This window comes from Siminovitchia terrae (assembly GCF_003605405.2).
GTDB classification, from domain to species: domain Bacteria; phylum Bacillota; class Bacilli; order Bacillales; family Bacillaceae_C; genus Siminovitchia; species Siminovitchia terrae.
Window position 1 is genome coordinate 66,563 of record NZ_QYTW02000007.1, and the last position, 19,989, is coordinate 86,551.

At 38.3% G+C, this 19,989-nt stretch carries 21 protein-coding genes, 6 pseudogenes and 1 other annotated feature (1 of these 28 running past the window's edge); of the genes and pseudogenes, 21 read left to right on the forward strand and 6 right to left on the reverse strand.

The genetic code is table 11. From position 1 onward, the window contains the following. Positions 1–219: a binding site (T-box leader), on the reverse strand; it reaches 44 nt to the left of the window's first position. A gap of 119 nt (positions 220–338) precedes the next feature. The 4 genes and pseudogenes from D5F11_RS09460 to D5F11_RS09475 all read left to right on the forward strand — a co-directional run bounded on the left by D5F11_RS09460 (position 339) and on the right by D5F11_RS09475 (position 3,827). Further along, positions 339–698 carry a hypothetical protein gene (locus D5F11_RS09460; RefSeq protein WP_126646542.1) on the forward strand — a complete coding sequence of 120 codons (360 nt, stop codon included), beginning with the start codon at positions 339–341 and terminating at the stop codon, positions 696–698. Positions 699–1,295: 597 nt separating this feature from the next. Beyond that, a pseudogene (locus D5F11_RS09465) lies at positions 1,296–1,595 on the forward strand (cation:dicarboxylate symporter family transporter); the annotation flags it as partial. Positions 1,596–1,702: 107 nt separating this feature from the next. Continuing rightward, positions 1,703–2,842, forward strand: a complete 1,140-nt coding sequence (locus D5F11_RS09470) for an aminotransferase class V-fold PLP-dependent enzyme (protein ID WP_245998162.1) — start codon at positions 1,703–1,705, stop codon at positions 2,840–2,842. Positions 2,843–2,900: 58 nt separating this feature from the next. Beyond that, entirely contained in the window at positions 2,901–3,827 is a 927-nt protein-coding gene (locus D5F11_RS09475; protein WP_212951488.1) for a dihydrodipicolinate synthase family protein, read from the forward strand. 292 nt (positions 3,828–4,119) lie between these two features. On the opposite strand, the pseudogene D5F11_RS09480 reads toward D5F11_RS09475, so the two are convergent. Next, positions 4,120–4,438, reverse strand: a pseudogene (locus D5F11_RS09480) (transposase); the annotation flags it as partial. Here D5F11_RS09480 and D5F11_RS09485 point away from each other — a divergent pair. From D5F11_RS09485 to D5F11_RS28055, 3 genes are all read left to right on the forward strand, one after another. After that, a complete protein-coding gene (locus D5F11_RS09485) occupies positions 4,438–4,884 on the forward strand; it encodes a hypothetical protein (protein WP_120119046.1) in 447 nt (148 codons plus the stop codon). The pseudogene D5F11_RS09480 and the gene D5F11_RS09485 overlap by 1 nt on opposite strands. 1 nt (position 4,885) lies before the next feature. After that, on the forward strand, positions 4,886–5,152 hold the full coding sequence (locus D5F11_RS09490) for a site-specific integrase (RefSeq protein WP_185830602.1): 267 nt from the start codon (positions 4,886–4,888) through the stop codon (positions 5,150–5,152). Between the two features lie 268 nt (positions 5,153–5,420). Next, the gene (locus D5F11_RS28055; RefSeq protein WP_120119048.1) at positions 5,421–5,594 is read left to right on the forward strand and encodes a DUF3951 domain-containing protein; all 174 of its coding nucleotides are present in this window, start codon (positions 5,421–5,423) and stop codon (positions 5,592–5,594) included. A 573-nt stretch (positions 5,595–6,167) separates the two neighbouring features. Here the strand turns inward: D5F11_RS28055 and D5F11_RS09500 are convergent. From D5F11_RS09500 to D5F11_RS09515, 3 genes are all read right to left on the reverse strand, one after another. After that, on the reverse strand, positions 6,168–6,404 hold the full coding sequence (locus tag D5F11_RS09500; RefSeq protein WP_120119049.1) for an S-layer homology domain-containing protein: 237 nt from the start codon (positions 6,402–6,404) through the stop codon (positions 6,168–6,170). 194 nt (positions 6,405–6,598) lie between these two features. Then, a complete protein-coding gene (locus D5F11_RS09505; protein ID WP_120119050.1) occupies positions 6,599–7,489 on the reverse strand; it encodes an alpha/beta fold hydrolase in 891 nt (296 codons plus the stop codon). A 364-nt stretch (positions 7,490–7,853) separates the two neighbouring features. Beyond that, positions 7,854–8,324: a helix-turn-helix domain-containing protein gene (locus D5F11_RS09515; protein WP_120119052.1), complete on the reverse strand. Its 471-nt coding sequence runs from the start codon at positions 8,322–8,324 to the stop codon at positions 7,854–7,856. A 446-nt stretch (positions 8,325–8,770) separates the two neighbouring features. On the opposite strand from D5F11_RS09515, the gene D5F11_RS09520 reads away from it, so the two are divergent. Genes D5F11_RS09520 through D5F11_RS09540 form a run of 5 tightly spaced genes read left to right on the forward strand, consistent with a single transcriptional unit; the run spans position 8,771 to position 13,020 of the window. Then, positions 8,771–9,712 (forward strand): ABC transporter ATP-binding protein, encoded by a 942-nt coding sequence (locus D5F11_RS09520; protein WP_120119053.1) that lies wholly within the window; start codon positions 8,771–8,773, stop codon positions 9,710–9,712. Beyond that, on the forward strand, positions 9,684–10,430 hold the full coding sequence (locus D5F11_RS09525) for an ABC transporter permease (RefSeq protein WP_185830604.1): 747 nt from the start codon (positions 9,684–9,686) through the stop codon (positions 10,428–10,430). The genes D5F11_RS09520 and D5F11_RS09525 overlap by 29 nt, the downstream gene beginning before the upstream one ends. A 14-nt stretch (positions 10,431–10,444) precedes the next feature. Continuing rightward, positions 10,445–11,182, forward strand: a complete 738-nt coding sequence (locus D5F11_RS09530) for an ABC transporter permease (protein WP_120119055.1) — start codon at positions 10,445–10,447, stop codon at positions 11,180–11,182. Positions 11,183–11,218: 36 nt separating this feature from the next. Beyond that, positions 11,219–11,917, forward strand: coding sequence for a response regulator transcription factor (locus D5F11_RS09535; protein ID WP_244862029.1), 699 nt, complete (start codon positions 11,219–11,221; stop codon positions 11,915–11,917). 8 nt (positions 11,918–11,925) lie between these two features. Further along, positions 11,926–13,020 carry a sensor histidine kinase gene (locus D5F11_RS09540; protein WP_126646543.1) on the forward strand — a complete coding sequence of 365 codons (1,095 nt, stop codon included), beginning with the start codon at positions 11,926–11,928 and terminating at the stop codon, positions 13,018–13,020. 132 nt (positions 13,021–13,152) lie between these two features. On the opposite strand, the gene D5F11_RS09545 is transcribed toward D5F11_RS09540, so the two are convergent. Continuing rightward, a complete protein-coding gene (locus tag D5F11_RS09545; RefSeq protein ID WP_120119058.1) occupies positions 13,153–13,392 on the reverse strand; it encodes a transposase in 240 nt (79 codons plus the stop codon). A gap of 175 nt (positions 13,393–13,567) precedes the next feature. Between D5F11_RS09545 and D5F11_RS28060 the strand changes: the two are divergent. From D5F11_RS28060 to D5F11_RS09565, 4 genes and pseudogenes are all read left to right on the forward strand, one after another. Next, a pseudogene (locus D5F11_RS28060) lies at positions 13,568–13,714 on the forward strand (hypothetical protein); the annotation flags it as partial. 70 nt (positions 13,715–13,784) lie between these two features. Next, on the forward strand, positions 13,785–14,006 hold the full coding sequence (locus D5F11_RS28065; RefSeq protein WP_126646544.1) for an ATP-dependent DNA ligase: 222 nt from the start codon (positions 13,785–13,787) through the stop codon (positions 14,004–14,006). 156 nt (positions 14,007–14,162) lie between these two features. After that, positions 14,163–14,324 (forward strand): annotated as a pseudogene (locus D5F11_RS09560) (TnsA endonuclease N-terminal domain-containing protein); the annotation flags it as partial. Positions 14,325–14,540: 216 nt separating this feature from the next. After that, positions 14,541–15,947 (forward strand): VWA domain-containing protein, encoded by a 1,407-nt coding sequence (locus tag D5F11_RS09565; RefSeq protein WP_120119061.1) that lies wholly within the window; start codon positions 14,541–14,543, stop codon positions 15,945–15,947. 163 nt (positions 15,948–16,110) lie between these two features. Here D5F11_RS09565 and D5F11_RS09570 read toward each other — a convergent pair. Then, positions 16,111–16,789: pseudogene (locus tag D5F11_RS09570) on the reverse strand (IS256 family transposase); the annotation flags it as partial. A gap of 31 nt (positions 16,790–16,820) precedes the next feature. Here D5F11_RS09570 and D5F11_RS27350 point away from each other — a divergent pair. The 5 genes and pseudogenes from D5F11_RS27350 to D5F11_RS09595 all read left to right on the forward strand — a co-directional run. Further along, a pseudogene (locus tag D5F11_RS27350) lies at positions 16,821–16,964 on the forward strand (transposase); the annotation flags it as partial. Between the two features lie 297 nt (positions 16,965–17,261). Continuing rightward, on the forward strand, positions 17,262–18,065 hold the full coding sequence (locus D5F11_RS09580) for an extracellular solute-binding protein (protein WP_120119063.1): 804 nt from the start codon (positions 17,262–17,264) through the stop codon (positions 18,063–18,065). A 38-nt stretch (positions 18,066–18,103) separates the two neighbouring features. After that, positions 18,104–18,577, forward strand: a complete 474-nt coding sequence (locus tag D5F11_RS09585; protein ID WP_120119064.1) for a hypothetical protein — start codon at positions 18,104–18,106, stop codon at positions 18,575–18,577. 93 nt (positions 18,578–18,670) lie between these two features. Further along, the gene (locus D5F11_RS09590) at positions 18,671–19,216 is read left to right on the forward strand and encodes an RNA polymerase sigma factor (RefSeq protein ID WP_120119065.1); all 546 of its coding nucleotides are present in this window, start codon (positions 18,671–18,673) and stop codon (positions 19,214–19,216) included. 59 nt (positions 19,217–19,275) lie between these two features. Further along, complete coding sequence (locus D5F11_RS09595) at positions 19,276–19,935, forward strand: anti-sigma factor (protein WP_245998164.1); 660 nt, start codon at positions 19,276–19,278, stop codon at positions 19,933–19,935. The last annotated feature ends 54 nt before the right edge of the window (positions 19,936–19,989 follow it).

The following is a 19,989-nucleotide window of genomic DNA, read 5'->3' on the forward strand; positions in this document are numbered from 1 at the left end:
GTTATATGCCTCACAGCATATAACCTCGGAAGGTTTCAAACTTTTGAAACCAATGACACAATAACGGGTGCCTTCCGGTATTCCTTACTATTCATAAGTGTTGTTCAGGAACACAGCTCAGAGGCGACTGCGAAATCAGGATTATGGCAAAGGTTCCAGCAAATCCTTTGCTCTCTGTACATAAGAGCCTAATTTCTTAATCCTCATCATAGCTTAGAATCTCAATTGTTTTGAATCATATAATAGTTTTGTGAATATGTCAAGATTACGTATAACCAAAATATATCGGACTCATGCTGCGTATCCCTATTGGACAACCTGTTTACTTGAAGAGATCTATGGATATGGAGTTGTCATGTTTTTGCTTTTATATTTTAAAGCAAAGTATGTTTGATTGCCCAAAAGAAGAGGGAAAACACAGATTAACAGCAACGGTACCAGCATCATATTTTAGAGATTTTGTGGATAATCTGGATCCTCAAGAAATAGAGAAATTAGATCAAAAAGATAAGCCTGCTGTTATTTTTATACACGATTACAAGGAGTTTGAACAAAGAATTATCAATGCCCTTATGGCTTTGGGTCTAAATAGAGAAGAAATAATCATTACACGCGTTTCCTATATTGATTTTAATAAATACGGTGAATATGGTTGGTGGGATTTTGGACAGAGACCACCTATTGAATTAGCAAATTAAGCATAATCGGTTTGAAAATCAAAGTGAAGCGAGAATAATCATAAATTTGGATGATGAAAGAATTAAACAGATTTTGATAAAACCAATTGAAATTGGTTCACTAGAAGATATTGAAGGCAATAAATGTGTTACGCCGGGTTTATGGTTGCTTGTTCCAGACGATTGGAAGCGTTCTTAAAATATATTCAAACAGAGTTAAATAAACGGAAGAGTGCTTTAATTTTAAATGCATTTATAGTTGTAATAGTATTAGATATCATAAATAACTTTTTACTCCATTGGTCTTGGTTTAGTATCATTACCATTTGTTTATACATTGTATTTATAATACTTTTCATACGGGAAATCATGAAGAAAAAAACAATAATAGGTAACATTTAAATTGAATTAGAGTATCTTCCAAAATCGGGCCATTTTCTTGAATATCACAAAACAGTTTAAAAAGGGAAATTTCACAAAATAGAGAAATAGAATATTAAGTAAAAAAATATCGGAGGTCACTATGGAAACTGAAAGAATTAGTTTTATTAAGGTAAGCGATGACGAGTTGTATGTTAACCTTATAGGTAAATGGTGAACCAATCGTATTTCTAAGGTCTTGCTGCGTTATTTATAGCCCAGTCTTATGGAACTGATTTATCGCTGACAGAACAATTGACTCTACTTTTTATATTGATGATAACCTTCAAGGGAATGGCTGGCGTTCCGGGAACTCTTATTGTTGTGTTAATAGCCACATTGACTGCAGAGGGGCTTCCACTGGAAGGGAGCGTTTTCAATATTGGGGTCGACAGGCTATTGGATACGGCCCGCACCACCAATGAGAATGCATTAGCTGCTGTTGTCATGTCCATTTGGGAAAAACAGTTTGATTCTATCAAATCCGCACAGTATATTACATCATGTGATCTTCCATTAGGAACAGAAGGCTTTGACAGTCATGGCCATAGGTCCATGGATACAAATAAACTGGAAGTTTTGCAAAAGTAAGGAGGTGGATAAACTTGAACTATTCTTTAAGCTTGCTTGATGAATATCGCTCTTTATTCCCTATTCTGCAATCAAAAGTGCATCTGGCAGCTTGCTCACAGGGAGCCTTGTCTATTCATGTGAAACAAGCGACCGAGAAATACGTTCATTCTTTGATGATGGAAGGGACGAATTGGTCGGAGGCGATTCAAAATGTAGAAGAATCAAAAAGAAAGTTTGCACAATTAATAGGAGCTGAAATAGATGAAATAGCTGTCATGACATCCGTATCTGATGCCATTTCCGCCATAGCCACATCTTTATCTTACGATGAAGGAAAGAACCGAATTTTCACTACTGATATGGATTTTCCAACTGTTGGCCATATCTGGCTGGCTCAACGTCAGAATGGGGCAGAGATACACTTTCTGCCTACCAAGGAGGACACAATCTATCCGGAGCATTATGAACGTTATTTAGACGGCAATACTCTCCTTACATCGATCGCGGATGTCAGTTACTACAATGGATTCAAACAGGATATCGCTCAAATTTCTAAGATTGTACACGAGAAGGGTTCGCTATTGCTAATAGATGCATACCAATCTGCCGGGCATTATCCCCTTCATGTGAAGGAAATGAATATTGATATTCTGGTTACCGGAACAAGAAAATACTTGCTGGGAATTCCAGGGATTGCCTTCCTGTATGTGAAAAAAGAATTGGCTGAAACATTGACCCCCAGAATCACGGGATGGCTTGGTCAAGAGGCCTTAGCTTCACTTGATCTGCACAATTTGTGCTATGGAGCAGGTACACGGCGATTTGAAACCGGTACACCTTCATTTATAAGCGCGTATGCCGCTTCATCTGCTCTTGATTTATTTTTGGATATTGGTGTAGAGCGGATATCCGAGCATTGCCGTAAATTGGCTGACTTTACCGTTAGTTATGGAGTCGAAAAAGGCTTGCGACCTGCCGGCTCTCTCTCAAGCAAGCAAAGAGGAATCATGACGGCATTTTATATAGATAAAGCCCAGGAAGTGGAAAAATCTTTGCGAACAAAAGGGATCTTGGTCTCATCCAGAAAAGATGTGATTCGGATGGCCCCGCACTTTTACAATACAACGTCAGATATTGAACAAGCGATTAACGAAATATGCAAAATACAGTAAGGACTGGGTTTTGTTTGATAGATTTGCAAGTAAATGACTATTTGGAGGCGAATGAAACATGAGTAAAATGAAAATTAAAGGCATTATACCGCCTGTCGTCACCCCTTTTCATGAGAGTGGTGAAGTGGATTATCAGCGATTTGCACAGAATGTACAAAAATGGAATAAGGACAAGGTTTCGGGGTTTTTAGCCCTTGGCTCGAATAGTGAAACTATTTATTTAAACGAAGAGGAAAAATTGACCATTATTAAAGAAACGGTGCAAGCTGCCAAAAAGGATCTTCTCATCATGGCCGGTACGGGAATGGAATCTGCAAGGGAAACTATTGCTCTTACAAATAAGGCTGCGAAGCTCGGGGCTCATATGGCATTGATCTTAACACCGTTTTATTACAAGGGGGCAATGACTTCTGAGGCACTTATTCGATATTTTTCTGATGTCGCGAATCATAGCGATATCCCCATCTTAATTTATAACGTTCCAAAGTATACCCATATTAATGTATCGGCTGATATGCTGGAGGTTTTGAGCCATCATCCAAACATAATTGGAATGAAGGATAGCACCGGGGATATTCCACAGCTTGCCGCTTTTAAAAAGTTCCTACCCGCTGATTTTAATCTGATCGTAGGCACAGCATCGGCTCTCTTTCCTGCATTGACCCTTGGAGTGGAAGCAGCGATATTGGCTTTGGCAAACTGCAACCCAAGGGAATGCGTAAGGATACAAGAGGCCTATGAGGACGGGGATCTCATAGCCGCAAAGGAGATTTATCAATCATTGATCCCCCTGAATACGGCTGTTACCGGAACGTATGGGATCCCAGGTTTGAAATATGCATGTGACCTTATGGGTTACCAAGGAGGATTTGTAAGGAGCCCAATGATGCAAATTAATGAACAGGATAAAAAGAAAGTCAAGCATATTATTAATCAGACCATGGAAAATCTAGTAAGGGTGGATTCAGAATATACGAGGAAGTAATTGGTTGTTCGCTATCTTATATGGGATTGCTGTTTTAGAAGAAAAGATTACAAGACTTGACACGGAGCCTCTGCGGGCACGATGCTCCCGAAAAGGGCGGTAAATGTAGCTTTGAAATAAAGATTGATCAAAAATACTCTACAAGCCAGTATTTTACGATAAATAATAAGAATCCATTTTGTAAAAAGATGATATGCTCCCTGTCAAGTAGACAGTTGAAACAATAAAAGTGCTTTAAGCGGCTTGAGCCCTATATTCTAAGGGTTTGTCAAATAAAGTGTGTAAGTATACTTTACTCAAGGTATTTTAAAACTTTATCTTTCAGCTCCTCATGAAGGAGCAACTGGTTCCTGACCATGGCCCAGTTTTAGATATGCCCGCCATCCCATTTTGTTTTCCAGTTCTTTAATGCGTAAATACAATACTTTTAACAGGGCATTCTCATTAGGGAATGCTCCTTTTTTGGTCACTTTTCTAAAACTTGAAAGAATGCTTTCCACGGCGTTAGTCGTATACATGATTTTACGAATAGCGCTGCCATAGTCAAAGAGCTGCTCGACATGTTCAAAGTTTCTCTCCCATACGTCAATGGCTCCTGGATAGGCCGGCCATGATTGAAAACAAGATTTCAACTTCATATAAAAATGATATTCAGAAGTTTAAAATTTTCTGTGACGAAACTGGAAGAAAAGAAGATGAACAATCCTTTCTATATTATATGTATAATTCCATTGAAAACGAAAGGGTCAAAAAGACAACATGGGAAAAACGAGTAGTCGCCATAAGGAAATACCTTACAGTTACTCTGGGAATACATTTTGATGATTCCATTCGCAGCAAAATTGGGACCATGAGGACGATGTATCATGAGGGTGATAAAATGGATTTGATTCAAGTAAAAGGAAAGTCGCCAATCAACAAAGAAAAATTGCTGGCGAAAATTAGACAGTTGGACACAAGAGCCAGAGCCATCTGCCTAGTCAATCTGACGACAGCCAATCGTCCTAGTGAAATGGTTCTTCTTAAAGTTGGTCATTTTGATTTAGATGCAATATAAGTTGAAACCTGGTGATTATTTTGTAGGTGAAGTCAGCCAAATAGGAGAATATAAGAGCAGGGCAATATCTGAAACAGCCTATCGAAAGAATTTAAAAAAATGGACTGGTTATGCACCATACAATTTCCGAAAGACGCAAGTGTTGTCCATGCACGTAGCAGGAGCAGATTTATCAACCATTGCCAAACAAACAGGACATAAATCATTGGAGACAATTGATAAACACTATTTGGAAGTGTCCGATCCAACATTGGATAAATATTTATGACTAAAAGTGAAAATGTGAAAGAGAACATAGAAAAATTTTCCCTTAACTTATTCCCTCAAAAAAAGAAAACTGCATACATTGTAAGTAAATATTTTATTTAAATGCTTAAACTGTATAACCACCCATTGTTGTTTTAGTTCCACTTTTATAGGCGGCACTAGCACAATCTACAGTGAATATACTAATAAATAAAGCAACAGATAGAAATGACAATATTTTTTTCGAATTTTATGCACCCTTTCAGATTTTTAAAATTTTAATATAGGAAATGGAGGTTTTAAATTTGATAATAAATATAATAGTTCTTGTAATAGGAATAATATTTTTAGGACTGATAATTTTAGGTGTATATAATGTCGTGGTGAGAAAGAAAAGATATGATAATATGTATACACCATTTGATGATACAACCAGAGGAACTAAAAGAGAAAATGACGATTAGTATTAGTTATTTTTAATTATTAGATCGCATCATCCCTTAATCGATGAGATTGTAATATATATTTTCAAATGTATACTACCGTGACGATATAATCAAGTTAATACACAAAAGAGTATGAATATATAGATATATACATTGCGTGAGAACCAAGAGTAGCGAATGCCATTCTTGGTTCTTTTCTACGTAGGTAGGGAAATTGAAATACTGAATCGATGAAAAAATTTCATTTGATGTATATATAGAGACGACAGATACTAATCAAGACTATGAATTTTGGGGATTAACGATAAAACCAAAGCCTATAGGGGTAACGTTAGGAAAATGCGGATTTACAACGTTAAGCAATTCCCCCATTAAAAAACCCGATTTCTTCGTCTAATTCAAGAAGATCGGGTTATTATTTATTTCACTATCGAATCCGATAGTTGATTAATTCGTTTCTGAATTTGACCATCGTCTGTTTGGAAAAATCCCCACAGAAAAAGCGACGGCTCACGATGTTATCATGATACCGGCGCTTATTCGGTCGATTCCACATATACGTTCAAATGGAGTCTCTGTTATGAACCCCCGTTAATTGATGAAATGGAGCTGCTTTAACAACCGTTCCAAGAGCACCGCCGCTTCCGCCCGGGTGATGTCCACATTCGGCTCTAATCGATTCGCCGTCACCCCGTTGATGATCAAATGCGAAGCGAGCAGTTGCACATCTTTTTGTTCCCGGTCATATCGGCAAAGGTTTTCGGCTACACTTCCACCACGGCGTATAGACTGTTGTGCGGGACGTTCATGACCATGTCCTGCTTCCATCCCCTCGTTTGCCAGGTTGGGATGGCATAAAACTGAAGGTTTTCGTTACCGGATCGTAATGCACGCCGATGATGTTCTTGCCCATGAATCCGACCTTTGGCACGATCGCCCTCGCCATATACGTTCCGAAGAAATCGGTGTAATCCACGATGTATGAAACGGAGTAGGTGCTGGTTTCTAGCAGGAAGCACGTGTCAATTGCGACGAGCCGTTCGCTCTATGCCATCAGCGGTTACTTTATACAGTTGGCGCGGAAGGTCGTGTCCCATGCCGTCAACCAACATTAGCTCGGCGCCCGGGATGGCAGAAGCCGTGTCCTCGCCACACGCTGGGACGAACAGGGGATCGTCAACCCCATGAATGACAAGTACTGGTACTTTTATGGTCGCCAGCCGCGGACGACGGTCACCGGAGACAGCGATCGCTGCAATTTGTCGTCCGACACTGCCTGGATCGTAGGCTCGCTGGACTTCCTCCAGAATGAGCGCCCGATAAGCGTCCTCTTCAAACGGATAGCCGGTGCCGGCGATGCGTTTGGCAAAAGAGAGGCTGTGCGCCAAAAATCCTGCTTCATCCTCAAATGGGTTCGGCGCCGGTTTAGTAATCATCGCCATGACATCCGGGGCAGATTGCGGAAGGGCGGGATTACCGGAACTGGACATAATGGAGGTGAGCGATAAAACCCGTTCAGGGTACTTGCTGGCTGCAATCTGGGCGATCATTCCGCCCATCGACCTGCCAACGAAATGTGCCCGGTCAATTGAAAGGGCGTCGAGCAGTCCGATAGCGTCGTCGGACATGTCATCGAGAGTGTAGGGGATGCCCGGTCGTTGTCCCGACATGAGAGCAGTCGCCAGTGCGTCAAAATCCAGCGCCTGATGATGGCTAAAGTGCGTCGAGCAACCTGCGTCGCGATTGTCAAAACGGATCACCCGAAATCCCCGCGCTGCTAATATTCGACAAAATGGAACCGTCCATCGGATCATCTGGGTTCCAAGCCCGGCGATTAGGATAATAGCCTCGTCGTTTTCGTTACCGAAACTGTCATAGGCCAAATCGACGCCGTTGACTTTCAGGATGTTCATGGCTATGTTCTCCTCCAATTAAATCGGTATCGGAAGTTCTGCCATAGGCAGAAGGCGTGAATCTTCGATTGCTGCAGTCCGATGATGCTACTCTCAATACCTCGCTGCATGAACCTCATGCCAGCGCGTTGAGATGGTTCGATGTAACGAATGGTTTTAGCGTTTAAAATGTTCTGAGCACTCATTTTCTTCACTCCTTGACGTAATTTAAGTCAATAATAACAAAAGACATAAGTTATGTCAAAATTTTCGACGTAATTTATGTCTCGAGGTTATCCCGAAGCAAAAATAGTTATGAAGTGATGCCTGTTAGTCCCGAAAAAAAGACTGTAGAAAACAGCCCTTTAATCAACTCTCGATTCTATTAGTCATTTCGTTTCCCCTTTATCAGTTGCTCCATTTCTGTCAAGAATAGATCGATTCCTCGGTCTATTTCTTCATCATCATGATGGAGTATCGAAGCCAATCTTCCGATACGAATTTGTTTCGCTTTTTCCTTTTGAAGCTTCTGGATATGTTCTAGATAAGGCTCTGTCTCCTCAACACCTTCATTTATTTTTTTCTTAGTGAGCAGCATTTGGATATCAATCATATTAATTGGGTCGAGATTTTTTGTGAAATTATTCTCATCCACTAGATACGATTCATCGATATCAAAATAGTCACTAAGTGTTTTTAATCTTTCTTGCGGAATCGGTCTGCGTTTCTTAATCCAATCCGAAAATTGTTGAGGAGTAATATTTAACTCTCTACCGATCGCTGAATAAGACCGTTCATTGACCAACACGAGGTATTCTAATGTGGTTTTAGCATTTAAAATGGTCTGAACACTCATTTTTTCACTCCTTGACGTAATTTAAGTCAATAATAACAAAAGACATAAACTACGTCAATTTTTTGACGTAATTCATGTCCTCAAGTTCTCCCGAACCATTTGCTATCACTACATACAAACTTAATCGTTTTCACCATTTTTCCAATGCTTAAATGTAGCTTGCAAGTCGATTCTCCTCGGGATATTTCCCTTGAGGCCTCGTAAACCTCACTTGTAGTTCCCAGACCTGTTTCTAAAGCGGTTGAATCAGCTTGGCATAAGTATTTTTCTTGATGCCCCTAGAAAAAATATCCAGAGAATTGCGTTTTCGTGATTTGGGATAATAATTTCTGAGTCCATTAAAATGCTAAAAACTACAGCTTCACATTCTTAAATTAATGTTTTGTTAATGTTCTATTCCTTTTCTGTTCATTATCACCTGGTATTGTTGTTTTTGAGGTGAGGAAATGGAGAAAATGATTGTCAAAACAAAAAACTTATCAAAGAAATACAAACATTCTACTGTTGTAGATAACATCTCTTTAGAAGTAATGAAAGGGGAAATTTACGGTTTTTTAGGACCAAATGGAGCCGGGAAAACGACAACAATTCGAATGCTTTTAGGATTAATTAAATCATCCAATGGGGAAATTCGAATAAATGGTAAATCAGTTACCAAAAATAGAATTGAAGTGTTAAAAAATGTCGGCTCTCTAGTAGAATCTCCATCGTATTATGGAAATTTAACTGCCTTTGAAAATCTGAAGGTGATTGCGAGAATTAGAGAAATTCCTGACGTAAGAATAAACGAAGTGCTCCAAATCGTAGGACTAAACACGACAAAAAATAAGCTTGCAAAAAATTTTTCTCTCGGAATGAAACAAAGATTAGGTATCGGTGCAGCTATTTTAGGGAATCCTGAACTACTAATTTTGGATGAACCAACAAATGGTCTTGATCCAGCTGGCATTGAAGAAATAAGAGAACTAATTAAATCTTTCCCAAAAAAATTCGGAATGACAGTCATAATATCAAGTCATTTACTGAGTGAAATTGATCAAATGGCTACACATGTCGGGATCATCAATAAAGGAAGATTAATATTCCAAGGGGAAATGAGTAGTTTAAGAAATCTTAATCAGTCATGTATTCACTTTTATGTAGAAGAAATCAGGAAAACTCAACAATTATTAACTAATAGAAATATAAAGTTTAATGATCATAGTAATGGCTTTACGATGAGTAAACTCGGATGCAAAGAAGTTGCGGCTATTAATAAATTATTAGTGGAAAATGAGATAAGTGTGTACAGAATTGAAGAGCATAAAGAGTCTTTAGAAAAGATTTTTTTGAATTTAATTAGGAAGGATGAAGAGAAAAATGTGGACATTGGTTCAAACAGATTTTAAAAAAATGAATAAGTATGTATTTCTTCTTCCTTTCGTTTCATGTGCATTTGTATTGCTATTTGCAAGTTTGTCCATAAAATACAATCCTGTTGATGAATTCCCATGGGAAAGTTATTTATTACAAATGAGCACGACATGCTCCATCTTTTTACCAATATCTATGACTATGATATGTAGCCATATTGCCAACTCTGAGCATAGATATAATATGTGGAAACAAACTTTTACATTCCCATTAAGAAAGAGCGGAATTTATTTTGCAAAATTAATTGAATGCATAATTGCTGAAATTGCTTTTTTTGTTAGTTTGATGATAGGATTCATTTTTATAGGGTTTATATTTTTAGAAACAGATGTTAGTCTGATAAACCTAATCTTAAAAGTATTTGTCTCACTTTTTATAGCTTATATTCCTATAATCGCTTTTCAACTATGGCTCTCGCTTATCATAAAGAATCAAGCATTTCCAATAAGTATAGGGATTCTGTTAGCGATTTTTAGTTATACGTTTTATGTTTTTCCATTCGATATAGGAAGACTTTTACCTTGGACTTTTCCGTCATCAGTTTTACCAATACAGTTAGTCATTGATGAAGCTCAAAATATGAGCATAATACAAACCACAAATCCAGCTATGTACGTAGGATTAAGTCTAATTGTTGGTGCTCTAATAATATTCATAAGCATGTTACATTTTACAAAACGGGATATAATGTGAGGGGGTACTTCAATATGGATTTTTTTCAAATAGAATTAATGAAATTAAAAAGACAAAAAATATGGATCTTAGTATTAATCGGACCTGTCGTCGGTACCTTCTTAGGTTCTTTTAATTATACATCATCTTTAGATATTCTATCTAAAAGTGGTACGAATGAATGGTATCAATTATGGACCCAAGTAACATTCTTTTACGGTTTATTTTTACTTCCCATCTTATCAGGTATATATGCAATATTTTTGTGTAGAACAGATCATCTAACAGGAGGATGGAAACAGTTGTTTTCTATGCCTGTGAAAAGGGAAAAAATATTCGTTTCAAAACTAGTTCTATTAGTTTTATTGTTGCTATTCACGCAAATAACCCAATGTCTTCTTTTTGTAATCGTTGGGAAATTACTCGGCCTGCAAGACGAAATGAATCTTGTCTTCTTTTTTAAAGCTGTTATTAATGGATGGATTGCCATTTTTCCTATTGCAACTTTTCAATTGATTCTAGCTATAAAAACTAAAAGTTTTATGTTGTCTTTATCTTTAAATGTCTTATTCACTTTTCTTTCTTTAGTTATGATGGTAGTGAACCTTGAACAATATTATCCTTGGGCTTTACCTTCAATTGCAATGGCATCACCAACGGAAACGGGACTCACACATTCATTGAGTTATTTTTATGCACTTGTTTTTACTCTTTCTCTTATACTGTATATATGGGGAAACAGAACTATAAACAAAAGCGAAAAAATTCTGTGAAATTGATAATAGCCATCACTAGATAGGAGAATGTATATGAGTGAGAATATATTACTTGTAGATGACGAAAAAGGCATTATTGATATGCTGAAAATAGCTCTTTCAAAAAATGGTTACTCTCATTTATACACGGCTTTTTCAGGTGAAGAGGCTTTAACAATAGTAGAAAAACATTCAATCGATCTAATTATTTTGGATATTATGTTACCGGATATGGATGGTTTTGAAATCTGTAAAAGAATTCGTTCTAAATTACAAATCCCGATCCTCTTCTTATCAGCAAAAACGACCGATTTCGATGTAATATCGGGACTTACGTTAGGCGGTGACGATTATATTAAAAAACCATTTAATCCAATGGAGCTGATTGCAAGAATAAAGGCTATCACGAGGCGACAAAAGCTTGAAAAAATTCAAAAGACCCAAACATCTATTTATGAAATCGGGGAAATAAAGGTTGATATGAAAAAGGCAATTGTTCTTATCGATGGTCATTCTGTTGAAATGCCATCAAAGGAATATGAGTTGTTATGTTTCTTTTTGAAACATCCAAATCAAATTTTTAGTATAGCGCATCTTTATGAGGCAGTGTGGGGAGAAAAGGGAATCGGTTATGAAAATACTGTAGTCGTTCATATTAGAAGACTTAGGAAAAAAATAGAAGTAAATCCCAGCTCACCTGAAAAATTAATTAATATTAGGGGGTTGGGGTATAAGTTTGTTTCCCAAGGGTGAATGATATCATGAAAAAGAAACTATTCTTGCATTTTTTAGGTGTGTTTTTTCTCGTAATCATTGTCTCTTTTTTTACAGTGTTCACAACATCGATTCTGTTTTACACATTTTCAACGATTATTGCAGAGAAAGTTCTTGATACTGAAATAGGTTCAAATGTTATTTGGGCAGTGGTTACGGCTTTCATCCCAATCATAATCTCTATTATTTTATTTGGTCTATTTTATGTAAAAAAAATATCTGAGCCATTTTTTTACTTTAGTACATGGTTGCATCAATTAGCAAAAGGAGATCATACTGTACCCATTCCACATAATAATAGAAATAAAAAAATGATTCTTTTCCCTCTTTTTAATGAGATTTACTCAAATCTTAAATCACTAACTTATAAATTAGAAGAAAATAAAGTAGAGCGGGAAACTCTTGATAGGAGACGAAGTGAGTGGACAGCAGGCATAACGCATGATTTAAAAACGCCTCTATCTTATATCCAAGGATATACAAATATGATCATTGAGCAACCTGAACAATATAATAAAGAAGAAATTTTAGACTCCATGAAAATTATGCACGAAAAATCAGTTCATATTAAGGAACTAATTGATGAATTACATTTGACCTTGCAACTCGATCAAAGAAAATATTCAATCAATAAAACAAAATCAAACATCATTCCCGTCATAGAATTGATTGTTCTTGAATTTCAGCAATTACCGGACATTTCTCACCATGAGATTATATTCGAATCCAATGTAACAAACTATGAATGCTCTTTTGAGCCTAGAGCTATGAAAAGAATTATCTCTAATCTCATTATGAATGCTATCATACACAATCCTGAAAAGACAAAGGTTGTTATCTCATGTTTTTATAATGAACTAAAAAATGAGTTCTTTATTAAGATTAAAGATGACGGTAAAGGAATGAATGAGGAAGAGCAAAAAAATATGTTTAACCGATACTATCGAGGAACGACAACAGAAAATACTTCGGGAACAGGTTTAGGCTTAGCAATAACTAAGCAATTAGTAGAATTACACGAAGCGGAGCTGCTAGTGGAGAGCGAGGTGGGTAAAGGTACGGAAATAAGTATTTTTTTCTGAAATTAGACGAGAGGACACCAAGTTAAACCAAAATTAGGATCAATGGATAAATAGTGTCCGCAGAACCCTTGATGTCGGTTGTAGGCCAGTGGCAGTGAAGAGGTCACGAAGGATGGCAATTTCTAAATTTTTTTAACCCAACAACTTTTTTAATTGGTCATTCTCTTGTGAAAGTTTTTTTGTTTCGATGGGGCTTGTTCCAACGGTGGATATGATATCATCATATTTACCTTTTTTGTATTCTTTGACCCATCTATTCACCATGTTAGAGCTAAGTTCATATCGGTGTGCAACTAAAGCTGCATTTCCCGTTTCAATGGCTTCTTTACATACTTGAACTTTAAATTCTTGGGGATGTTTAGTACGTTTCATGATGTCAGCTCCTTTGATATGTTTAGTATAAAATATTTTATTTAGAGCTGTCCAAATTCATTTTGGGGCTTAAGAGAAAGAAGGAAAGACATAACTTAGGTTTATATCAAATCTAGGTGGTGAAATTATTGAAGAAAACAAAGAAGAATATTAATAGAGCCATCAATTAAAACTAGATGGTCGTAGGGCTTTGTTCCACTATAATCATGGAAAAATTAAGGTTTACACTCGCCATGGTAACGAGGTCACTTATAAATACCTAGAGTTACAATATATATTATACAAATACCTGTTTCCAATTGTATCTTGGACGGTGAGATGATCTGTTTTGCCCCTGAAAATAAGTATTGCTTTGACAGTCTGATGACTCGTTTTAGAGCGATAAGATTACAGTGTTAAGAGACTTGCTTTCTATTCATTTTTCAGCTTTTGACATGTTGTTTCTTAACGACCAACCTTTGATTAATAAATCTCTGATTGATCGCTTTGAAAGACTTGACTCTGTAGTAGTAAACATACCTTACATTTTCTTATGCCCTACATACCCAGATGGGCAAGACCTTTTTGAAAAAGTAAGATCACTTGGCCTCGAAGGTATTGTTTCAAAAAAATAGATAAACTTTATACTTTGGATAGCAGATCAACTGGTGTTTTTTTAAGATCAAAAACTATCAATACGCAATTGTCAATTTGAGCACTGGGTCTCCGGCCTGCCTAGTTATATCAAGGCTTATTTACCAATTTCACTCTGCGAAAGTTGAGACAGTTAAGGGCAAGACGTATTTAAAGTAGCCCATACAATCAAAATGAAGGACGAATAACTAAAAGAACGTGTACTTGAAAAGTTTGAAATCGAACGAGAGTATTGGCGACGGAAGGATATTGATTGGGGTATTGTTACAGATGAGGATATTCCTAAAATAATGGCACGCATGGCATTATAAATAGATTAAGACGCTCATTAATTGTATACTAAATTTTTACTGTTTCACAGACAACATAAAGACTGTAAATAAATTTAGGGGTGTTATCATTAAACAATCTTTCAAATGGATGAATCGCAGGAGTCAAAGGAAATCATTCAGATGGGATAAATTTCAATTATTCTTAAATGAGTTTTTAATTTCAAAGAGTTTGGAGGAGTTTAATTGTCTAGGTTTTTAATACCCGTTGCAATATTTTTTTGCTTTATCTTTTTGGTTGGATGCCAAGAAAAAAAGGGAAATACTGATGAAGTAAAAGATCAAGAGGTTACGAAGGTAGACGTTGAAGTAGAAAAAGAACCAGATGAAGAAACAGCAACGGGGACAGAGGAAAGCCCGTTTAATCTAAATGCTCCAGAAATACCTAGTACTCTTGAGGAAGTTGTTTCCTATCCAGTTGGATTGTATGCCTCAAAGGACACCCAGGTAAAAGATGAAGCGGTTCAACAAGCGTTAGATGCAATCCCTCCTATTTCTAAAACGGCAAGTGATAAGGAATTGTCGAATTTATTGGCATATGTATACTCTCTTTTCAAGATGGATTATGATGATCCAAAAGTAATCATTGATTCATTAAGTATTGCTACAACACCTGATTCAGAGGAAATCTCAAAAGAAGAACAATCGGAAACATTTAATGTAGAAATTATTCTTGATGCTAGTGGTAGTATGAGGGAAATGATAGGTTCCAAGTCCATGATGGAGATAGCTAAGGAGGCCATTAAAGAATTTGCGTCATCCTTACCGGAAGAAGCAAATGTAGGCTTACGTGTATATGGACATAAAGGTACGAGTTCTAATGCGGATAAAGCCATGTCCTGTGCGGCAAATGAATTAGTTTATCCCATTAAACCATACAATGAATCGGAGCTGGCGGATGCTCTAGGGAAATTTAATCCAGCTGGCTGGACACCTCTTGCACAGTCGATGCTTGAGGCACAAAAGGATTTATCCCAATACAAAGGTGAGAACCATCGAAATATTATTTATCTGGTAAGTGATGGGGTTGAGACCTGTGATGGGGACCCTGTTGCTACAGCTAAAAGCTTAAAGGGTTCGGAAATCTCCCCAGTTGTCAATATTATTGGCTTTGATTTAGACAGTAAAGCTGAACAGCAATTAAAGGATGTAGCAGATGCGGCAGGAGGTACATACGTAAATGTCCGTAATCGTGAGCAACTAAAGAGCCAATTTAATAAGACTTCGGCTGATGCTTATAAGTGGATAACCTGGTACCAAAATGAAAAATCAGATATCTATGATGTAGCCAATGAACAAAAGTCAGCGGTCTATGACTTATCAAACTCTTGGAAAAATAATATTTCAAAAGAGAAATATTTAATTCAATTTTCTCTTCAAAGTCTCTATACAAAGGAGAAAATTACAAAAGAACAGGAATTAAAAATGTATAACACGGCAAAGGAATTCTACCAGTATCATCACAGTTTAGTAGAGGAAATGAAAGATACACTGATAGATGCAAGGGACGAGAATTTAGCTTCATCATTGGAAGAAATAAAAGAACTTTATAATAAGAATGTCTCTCCAGGAAAAAAGAGTAGGGGGACTTGATGAGTTGACGAAGAAATTACATAAAAATGAACGAGGGTCAGCCATCATTGAATTCTTTTATACGGAATGAGGACATTTGAAGAAATAATAGTCTCTTATAGTCCCTAAAATAAAAAAGCAGAATGAACATGAGGGTTTGTCAAATAAAGTGTGTAAGTATACTTTACTCAAGGTATTTTAAAACCTTATCTTTCAGCTCCTCATGAAGGAGCAACTGGTTCCTGACCATGGCCTAGTTTTGGATATGCCCGCCATCCCATTTTGTTTCCAGTTCTTTAATGCGTAAATACAATACTTTTAACAGGGCATTCTCATTAGGGAATGCTCCTTTTTTGGTCACTTTTCTAAAACTTGAAAGAATGCTTTCCACGGCGTTAGTCGTATACATGATTTTACGAATAGCGCTGCCATATTCAAAGAGATGCTCGACATGTTCAAAGTTTCTCTCCCATACGTCAATGGCTCCTGGATAGGCTGTCCATTGTTGTTTGAAGGATTCAAAGGCATTTTGACAAGCCTTCAGACTGGGAGCAACTATATACCTTTCTTAATACCTGCGTAAATGCTTTATAATCCTTGCTTGGTACGTATTTGATGGAATTGCGAATTAAATGGACGATGTAGCGTTGGACGATGACTTGAGGAAAAATAGCTCTGGTACCTTCCTCTCATCCACTGACTCCGCCCATTGAGAGAAAGAAGATGTCTTCCACGCCTCGTGCCTTGATTTCATCAAAGATCTGCATCCATTTGTGCTTGCTCTCCGTCTCGTTCAACCATAGGCCAAGGATTTCCTTCTTGCCTTCCATGGTGTAGCCTAAGATCGTATAGACGGCATATTTAAGTTCCTTACAATAAAAATTAGGAGAGGATGTGTCCGTGGTGAAATATAGCGAGGACTTTAAGAAAACGATCATAGATCTGTATCATTCAGGAAGCTCTGTTAAAGATTTATCCGGCGAATATGGCGTATCTGAAGTCACGATTTATAAGTGGATCAAACAATGCACTCCGGTTGGAGAAAACGATGTCACTTTTCAACATGTGGGTTTCGCTATTGTCGGTTGAGGGGAATACACAATTCGAGTAAGCAGGTATTACTCACCGTAGCGTGTCAGAACATGAAAAATACACACCTGGCCAGGCTGGCGTAGTGTTGTGCGGAGATCTTTTTTAAATTCTTCACAAGACTAATTTTCAATAGAATTATGAAACCTTCTAAACTATTTTGCAATTATATCAAACCGTTTACAGCCTCCCTTCGTTTCCTTTAATAGTACCGGTAAAAATCATGTATGAAATGGAGGAAGAATCATGAAGAAGGCCGTGTTCCTATCAGCTCTACTGCTCTTTGTCATTACGGCTGCCGGATTGTCAGCCTATGCAAAAATGGATCGTAAACCGGTGTCCCAGGCGACACCAAATTCCAGACAAAGTGATCATGTCATCCGGGTGTACGGACCGGGCGGACCACTTGGACCGATCAAGGAAGCTGCTGAACATTTTTCAGCTGAAACAGGAATAAAGGTGGAAGTAACAGCCGGACCAGAGGGCAATTGGATCGGCCAGGCAAAGCAAGATGCAGATATTATTTTCGGTGGCTCCGAGTATATGCTGCAGGACTTCATCTTTAACCACCCCGAAATGATCGACACTAAATCACGAACGGAACTTTACCCGCGTGCTGCAGGAATATTGGTGAGGAAAAGAAATCCAAAGAAGATTGAAAGCCTGGAGGATTTAACGGAAAAGGGAGTAAAAATAATCGATGTGAATGGGGCTGGCCAGCTTGGCCTGTGGGAAGACCTGGCAGGCAGAAAAGGACTGATCGAAGGCATTTCCCAAAATATTACCCTTTCTGTAAAGTCGAGTGCCGAAGCCATTGAACGATGGAAATCGAATTCCAGCCTCGACGCCTGGATTACGTATGAATCGTGGCATTACCGGCTCCAGGATGTGACCGACCTGGTTGAACTGCCCGAAGAAGAAAAGCTCTATCGTGGAACGCCGATCGCGCTGACGAAAATCACTGATCAGAAAAAAGAGGCACAGCAATTTATTGATTATTTAAGAACGGAAGAATCTCACCGAATCTTTCAAAAATGGGGCTGGAAGTAAGGATGGGCCTTAAGTCTAAAAAAATAGGAGGAACATACATGAAAAAAGGAATTTTTACCCTCGCAATACTTTCTATTATTTTTGCTTTGGCTGCCTGCGGAACAAGCACTGAGGAAAAAACAGGGACGGATCAACCCGATCAAGCCCAAACGGAACAAGCCCCGGCTGACAGCCTTCAGCTTTTGGAGAATGAGAAAGCTGGAGAGTACCTGACGGATCCACAGGGAAGGGCCCTGTATTACTTTAAAAAGGACGAAGCAGGAAAAAGCAATTGCAGCGGAGACTGCCTAGCAAACTGGCCGGCATTTACCCAGGAAGATTTCGCCGTCCCGGAAGGTTTTGACAAAAAGGATTTCGATACGATCACAAGAGAAGACAACGGGGAAAAGCAGGTCACGTACAAAGGCTTTCCTCTCTATTATTTTGCAAAAGACCAGCAAGAAGGGGATGTAAACGGACAAGGAGTAAAAGATGTATGGTTTGTCGTAAACAGCGAAACGGAATTTGAATAAGTCTGCCCAGGGAACGATCAGTCGCGGTCGTTCCCATCCTTACTTTTAAAATGGTGTAATGGCAATATTTTACCCAATAGCAGGGAGTGCCCCATGAAAGAAAAACACGATGAGGAATTAATGAGATTGGTAAACGAAAAACACGGTCACGCATTAGAGGAGCTTTATGATCGATATATAAAGCTTGTTTACGGCTTCGTTATGAAGTTTTGCAATGGGAATGAGGAAAAGACGAAAGAGATTGTTCAGTTGGTCTTTTTGAGGCTATGGACAACTAACAGCCATTACGATCCCGCTCAAGGCAGCTTTGTGAATTGGCTCCTCACAATTACCCGCAATATTTGCATTGACTACCTCCGCAAAGAGAAGAGGCATACGCAACACCATCAAGAGGAACATGAAGAGATCGCCGACCCTGCCAATGCAATCGAGCAACGAGTAAATACGAATGATATTGCGATGGCGAAAAACAAATTGCCAACGGCACAAAGAAAATTAATCGATTTGCTTTATTGGGAAGGGTATTCTCTTACAGAGATCGCCAAGCTGGAACAAGAGCCGCTCGGTACGATTAAAAGCAGGCTTCACCAGGCTCTTAAAAGATTGAGGAAGCATCTGGAACTGGAGGATATAAAATGAGAAGGGATTGTGATCATTTAATTCCATATATAGCAAACGAGCTCAAGGAGAGCGAACATATGGCCTTTGTTGAGCATTTAAACGATTGTCCGGAGTGTAAGAAAGAATATCAGGAATTGTCCCAGGCCTGGCATGCCTTGCCGTTTGATTATACCGAAATCGAGGTTCCTGAATCGCTAAAAGGCGAGGTGCTGGGTTTTGTTTTTGATCACAAAAGGAAAAGCAGTACGGAAACATTCATGGCTAAGATGAACAAGCTTGCCATGATGCTCAAAAGCCAGTTTACTCCAGTTTCAGCCAGTATCGTGGCCGTCTTGTTGCTCGCGATTATTGGCCTTGGAATAGCGAATGTACAGGGAAAAAATCGCCATGCCGAAAATATACCCATTGAAATTTTAACGGCCATTCCCTTAAAAGCAGCTAATCAAAGCCACCAGGGAACAAACGGCATCGCCTATATTGTCCAGCAGGGATCAGAGAAAAATATGGTGGTGCAGGTTCACGAATTGCCAGGCATCGAAGGTTCACAGGTTTACCAGGTTTGGCTCCTGAAAAACGGCACGAGGGAAAATGGCGGCATATTCAAGCCGGACGAAAACGGATCCGGAATACTGACCTACCAACTCGCCGAAGGGCAAACTTTTGATCAAATCGGCATCACCGTCGAACCGGACGCCAACAGCAAGCAGCCAAGGGGAGAAAAAATAGCCGGGTCATAGAGCCTGTTTGGAAGTGGCACATAAGCTTCTCTTGTTGCTGTCGCACGGTCCCTT